At 70.5% G+C, this 5,519-nt stretch carries 5 protein-coding genes; 2 read left to right on the forward strand and 3 right to left on the reverse strand.

All coding sequences use genetic code 11. The annotated features are described in order from the left end of the window. Together ACV4UX_RS16960 and ACV4UX_RS16965 are read left to right on the forward strand one after the other, a co-directional pair. Positions 1-1,281: class I adenylate cyclase domain-containing protein (locus ACV4UX_RS16960; RefSeq protein ID WP_491594463.1), on the forward strand; the 1,281-nt coding region annotated here is incomplete at its 5' end. A gap of 49 nt (positions 1,282-1,330) precedes the next feature. Continuing rightward, positions 1,331-2,284 (forward strand): tetratricopeptide repeat protein, encoded by a 954-nt coding sequence (locus ACV4UX_RS16965; protein ID WP_491594464.1) that lies wholly within the window; start codon positions 1,331-1,333, stop codon positions 2,282-2,284. A gap of 38 nt (positions 2,285-2,322) precedes the next feature. Here the strand turns inward: ACV4UX_RS16965 and ACV4UX_RS16970 are convergent, their stop codons facing one another. The 3 genes from ACV4UX_RS16970 to ACV4UX_RS16980 all read right to left on the reverse strand — a co-directional run. Further along, the gene (locus tag ACV4UX_RS16970; RefSeq protein WP_491594465.1) at positions 2,323-3,018 is read right to left on the reverse strand and encodes a flagellar brake protein; all 696 of its coding nucleotides are present in this window, start codon (positions 3,016-3,018) and stop codon (positions 2,323-2,325) included. 116 nt (positions 3,019-3,134) lie between these two features. After that, positions 3,135-4,493 (reverse strand): HlyD family type I secretion periplasmic adaptor subunit, encoded by a 1,359-nt coding sequence (locus tag ACV4UX_RS16975; RefSeq protein ID WP_491594466.1) that lies wholly within the window; start codon positions 4,491-4,493, stop codon positions 3,135-3,137. Between the two features lies 1 nt (position 4,494). Continuing rightward, on the reverse strand, positions 4,495-5,519 hold a 1,025-nt coding region (locus tag ACV4UX_RS16980; protein ID WP_491594467.1), incomplete at its 5' end, for a peptidase domain-containing ABC transporter.

The following is a 5,519-nucleotide window of genomic DNA, read 5'->3' on the forward strand; positions in this document are numbered from 1 at the left end:
GGCGGAGAGGACTGGCGGCGGCTGACGCGCGATCCCGAACTCTCTCCGGCCCTGGCCGACCTGGGACGCATCGGGGAGATACCGGCCGACGAGTACTTCGGGGCCTCCCTGTGGCAGATCTTCAAGTCCATCGCCGCGCCCTACAAGTCCGTGATGAAGATCGGGCTCCTGGAGCGTTACGCGGCCGGAGGCGGGCAGGGGGGGCTTTTGTGCGAGTCCATCAAGGAATCGCTGCTGCGCGGGCAGGTGGCCTTGTGGGAGGTGGACCCCTACGTGCGCCTCTTCGCCGAGGTGCACGAGCACTACCGCTCCCGCGACTCCCGGGAGGAGGCGGCCCTCCTGCGCCTGGCCTTCCTTTCCAAGACGGCCCTGGCGCAGCGCGCAAGGTCCACGGGCTGGCCTCCCGCCTGGGAGGAGAGCCAGATCCGGCGCATGTACTTCGGGCGCGGCGGCGACGGGCCGGGCTTCGCGGGCAAGGGCGGCGAGGCCCTGGGCGGCTTCCGGGAACAGGCCCGCCTGGGCGAGCACCTGGCGCGCTTCATCGTGCGCTCCTACACGCGGCTGGCCGACCGCATGTCCGACCTGGCCGGGTCCGCCATCACCCCCGAAGACATGACCCGCCTTGGTCGGCGCATCATGGCCGCCTTCTCCAAGCGCCGCCACAAGGTGGAGCTGACCCCCTTCGCCGAGGCCCGCTCCCAGGCCTGCCAGGTGGTCTACTTTTCGGCCGCGCGCGCAGAGAAGAACGCCTATGTGTGGCGCGTGCAGGCGGGCCAGGCCGCCCCGGGGGAGTCCCGCCTGGAGCTGGTGCTCTCGCGCGAATCCCGCGACCTGGCCGCCGAGCTTGCCTGGCTGGTGGGCAACGGGGTCTTCGTCCCGGGCGCCCAGGTGAGCGCGGACTACACCGTCAACCCCGTCACGGCCAAGGACCTCCAGGACCTCCTGGACGCGCTGGCCCGCTTCTTTCCCCAGGGCGAGGCGCTCAAGGCGTCCCCGGCCGACGCCCTCAATCCGGAAGCCGTGGCCAAGGCCTTCCTGGCCGTGAACCTCACCCGGCCGCGCGAAACCAGGCGTCCCGAGGAGATCGCCCTGTTCTACCAGACCACCTGGGGGGAACTCTTCGTGCGCCAGGCCAGGCCCAAGGCCCTGCCGCCCTTCGATCCGCGCCTTCTGGTGCGCGCGGTGTCGGGCATGGAGTGCGCGCCGGGCTTCGTCTGGGGCCGCCACCTGCCCGCCCGTTCCGCGTGCCCCGATCCGTTCGTGACGGAAATTGCTGAATGAGGATTCCTGGGGTAGAGTCCAACAGGCGCATCCCGGGGGGAAACCGTTCATGAGCGATTTGGTGTTCGGAGCGAGCTTCAAGGTCGCTGTTTCCGACAAGAAGGACAACAAGCTGGGGATGGGCGGCACGGCCCAGACCACGGCCCGCCAGGTCTTCTATTTCGCCCGCCGGGAGGACGCGGGCGATGTGGAGGTGCGCGCGCTCAACGGCAACTTCCACCCCAGCGGGGAGCCGCGCCACGTGTCCTTCCAGGACTTCCTGGAGCGCTACCGCCCCGAACCCCTGGTGTATTTCAACAAGGTGCAGCCCGCCATGGATACGGTGGAGGCCGAACTGGAGCGGGGCGAGGGGCAACTGGCGGCGGGGAGGCCCGACCTGGCGGAGAAAAGCTTCAAGAAGGTCCTGGACGTGGACGAGGACAACATCCGGGGCGTGTTCGGCCTGGGCATGGCCTACCTGGACGCGGGCAAGGCCGAGGACGCCGAGGGCATCCTGGGCAGGCTCATGAACCTGGAGCTGGCCTTCACCCCCGAGCACGTGCACCTCTTCAACCGCTTCGGCATCCAGATGCGCAAGGCGGGCATGCTCACCCAGGCCCTGGACTATTACAACAAGGCCCTGGGCATCAATCCGGACGACGAGCACCTGCTCTTCAACGTCTGCCGCATCCACTACGACGCGGGCGACGTGGAATCGGCCCTGTGCTGCATCGGCAAGGCCATGGAACTCAATCCGGATTTCAGCGCGGGCGGCAGCATGTTCCGCTACATCCTCAAGCGCAACCCCCACCTGGCCGACTCGTGCGCCGCGCCGCCTCAACCCTCCGCGCCCCCCGAGCAGGAGGTCCCCGCTGCGGGGGCATCGCCGACGACCGACGAATCGGGCGGGGAGGCCTGCCCCGTAGGAGGCGCTTCCGATTTCGTGGAACCGCACGCCCAGCCCGCCTTCGACCCTTCCCGCTACGAGGGGCTGGACCTGGAAAACCTTCCCTGGGAGATGTGAAGCCCGCGTCCTTCGCGGCGTTGCGATCGACGGGGGTGTTATTCCCGGTCCTGGAGGAGGTTGGAGAGCGTCTCCAGCCGGTCCACGAACTCCTGGATGTCGGATTTTCCCGTCGCGCAGTCCTGGTCGAAGCTCAGGCCCAGGGCGCGGCCCGTGCCCACGTCCTGCAGGGCCACCACCTTGGCGGCGCACTTGCAACTGGTCATGCTGTCCAGGGAGATGGAGAGCGAGACGGCGTCGCCGGTCATCAGGTTCACGATGCGCTGCTTCTGGAAAAGATCCAGCACGAGGCGGCAGCCGCCGCGCGAGAGGTCCACCACGAAGCCGGCGGAGTTGAAGAAATCGTTCTGCACCATGGCCGGGATCAGGCATTTCACGCGCTTGTGCTGGCGCAGCTGGAGGCGTTCGGCCGTGGCCGGGTAGGAAAGGATGGCCAGGGGATGGGGCTTGTGAGTGACGGCGATCACGTCGCAGGAGAAGCCGTAGAGCTCGCCTTCGTTCTCCATGCGCAGGGTCAGGCTCGCGCCCTGGGTGGCCAGGCGCAGGATGCCGGGCACCAGGGGGAGCTTGAGGATGAAGTAGTCGTAGGGGTCCACGCCGATCACCCGGCCCCAGTAGCGCTGGTTGTCTCCCATGGCCTGCACCAGCACGGGCTGGCCCGGCTTGAAGGCCACGAACATGCCCGGGCCGCGCTGGCTGCGCTTGGGGGGAGAGGTGCTTTCTGGCTCGGACATCAAGCCCTTGTACCCCAGGGGGCGGCGAGGGGCAAGACGTGCCGACGGCCTCAGCCCCCGGGCCGAGTCTGCGGCGGACGGCCCGCACCGGGCGGCCTTCGGGCCAGGCGACGGCCTCAGGGCTCGCGCATGGCCTCGTCGAGGGAGCGCAGCAGGGGATAGGTCAGGTAGGTGATCACGCGGCGCTTGCCCACCAGCACCTCGGCCGTGAGCCCCATGCCGGGGATCAGCCGGAAGTCGGCGGGCACGGCGCGCAGCCCGGGGCTCTCCAGGGCCACGCGGATGCGGTAGACGAACTGCGGCCCTTCGGGCGTGTTTTTTTCCAGGGCGTCGGGGCTGATTACGCGCACGCGGCCCTCCAGCACGCCGTGGCGCTGGTAGGGGAAGGCCTCCAGCTTCACCCGGGCCGGGTCGCCCTCGCGCAGGAAACCGATGTCGGCCACGCGCACGTCGGCCTCGGCCTCCAGGCCCGCGTCCAGGGGCACAAGGGTGGCCACGGGCTCGCCCTCGTCCACCACGGACCCCACGGACTTCTTCGCCAGCTCCAGCACCACCCCGGCCTTGGGCGCGCGCAGCACCACCAGCTCCTGGAGGCGTCCGGCCTTGCGGGCGCGCTCCTCCAGCTGGGCCAGCTCGCGCAGGGTCTCCTGGAGCTCCTTGCCCGCCTGGGCGCGCCAGCCGCTGGCGAAGCCCTCGCGCTCCTCCCGGGCGCGGGCCTGGGCCTGGCGCAGTTCGGCGGCCTCGTTGCCAAGGCGCACAAGGTGCGATTCGGCCTCGATGCGCGCGCTTTGGGCCTTCATGTACTCCAGGCGGGAGCTTGCCCCGCGCTCGTACACATCCTTGAACATGTTCTCCATGTCCTGGGCCAGCCGGATCTGCTTGCGGGCCTGCTCGGCCGCCGCCTGGTTGGTGCGAAGCCTCGCTTCCAGCTCTCCGGTTGCCCGGTCCAGGGCCGACGCGCGCGACCGGAACTCCGCGCGCCGCTCGGCCAGGAGCGCCTGCTGGGCCTTGAGTTCGGCCGGGGAGAGGCCTTTCGGAGGAGGCTTCTCTCCCTCCGCCTCGCAGGCCAGCCGCCAGGCCTGGGCCTCAAGGCTGGCCCTGCGTCGGGCGATTTCGCCCACCCCCGCCTCTGCGAAGGTGGGGTCCAGGGTGACCAGGGGCTGGCCCTCCTCCACGCGCTGGCCCTGGGTGACGTGGATCTCCTTGATCACCGAGGTTTCCAGGGGCTGCACCACCATGTTGCGCTCGGGCGAGCCGATGCGCCCCTGGGCCGTGACCACGCGGTCCACCTGGGCCAGGCAGGCCCAGGCGAGGGCAGAGAGCAGGAAAAGGACCATGAGGTGCAGAACCCAGCGGGCGCGCACGGGCAGGGGGGGCAGTTCGGACTCGGGGCCCGGGCCGAAGCCGCGGGCGGCCCCCGAAGGCTGTCCGGCGGGGGCGGTGCGGGCGGGGAGGCTCTTGTCTTCGCGGACCATCTCAGGCTCCCGGCAGGCTCGCGCCGCCCTTGGCGCGGCGGCCCAGGACGTGGCGGTTCTGGCTTTCCCAGAGGTCGCGGTAGAGGGCGCAGCGCGCGAGCAGCGTCTCGTGGGGCGCGGCGTCGGCCACGCGGCCTTCGTCCATGACCACGATGAGGTCCGCCCCGGCCAGCATGGAGAGGCGGTGGCTGATCATGATGGTGGTCCTGCCGTGGGCGATGCGCGCCAGGTTGTCCTGGATGATCACCTCGGACTCGGCGTCCAGGGCGCTGGTGGCCTCGTCGAAGAGGAGCACGCGGGGCTGGGCCAGGAGCGCCCGGGCGATGGCCAGGCGCTGGCGCTGCCCGCCCGAAAGGTTGGAGGCGTTCTCCTCCAGGGGGGTGTCGAAGCCCTGGGGGAGCCGGGCGATGAATTCGTCGGCCCCGGCCAGGGCGGCGGCCCGGGCGATTTCGTCCAGGCCCGCGCCCGGGCGCGAGACCCCGATGTTCTCGCGCACCGTGCCCCGGAAGAGGAAGCTCTCCTGGGGCACCACGGCGATGTGGCGGCGCAGGTGCTCCAGGTCGAACTCGCGCACGTCGTGGCCGTCCACGCGCACCACCCCGGACTGGGCCGCGTAGAGGCCCTGGATCAGCCTGCCCAGGGTGCTCTTGCCCGAGCCGCTGCGGCCCACGATGCCCGTGAAGCCGCCTGCCGGGAAGGTGACGCTCACGTCCGCCAGGGCGGGCTGGCCGCCGGGGACGTAGCGGAAGCTCACGCGCTCGAAGCGCACCTCGCCCTTCACGGGGGGGCGCAGGCCCCCGGCCGTGCGCCCGCGCTCCGGCGGCTCGTTCATGATGCCCGCCAGCATGCGCACGGAGAGCGCCTTCTCCTGGTATTCGTGGATGAGCGAGACGATCTGCACCAGGGGGCCGCTCACGCGCCCCGAGAGCATCTGGAAGGCGATGAGCGCGCCCACGCTGAGGGAGTGGTCCAGCACCAGGTAGACCCCGGCCCAGGGCACGGCCAGGCCCATGAGCTTTTCCAGGA

This window comes from Fundidesulfovibrio sp. (assembly GCF_058402725.1).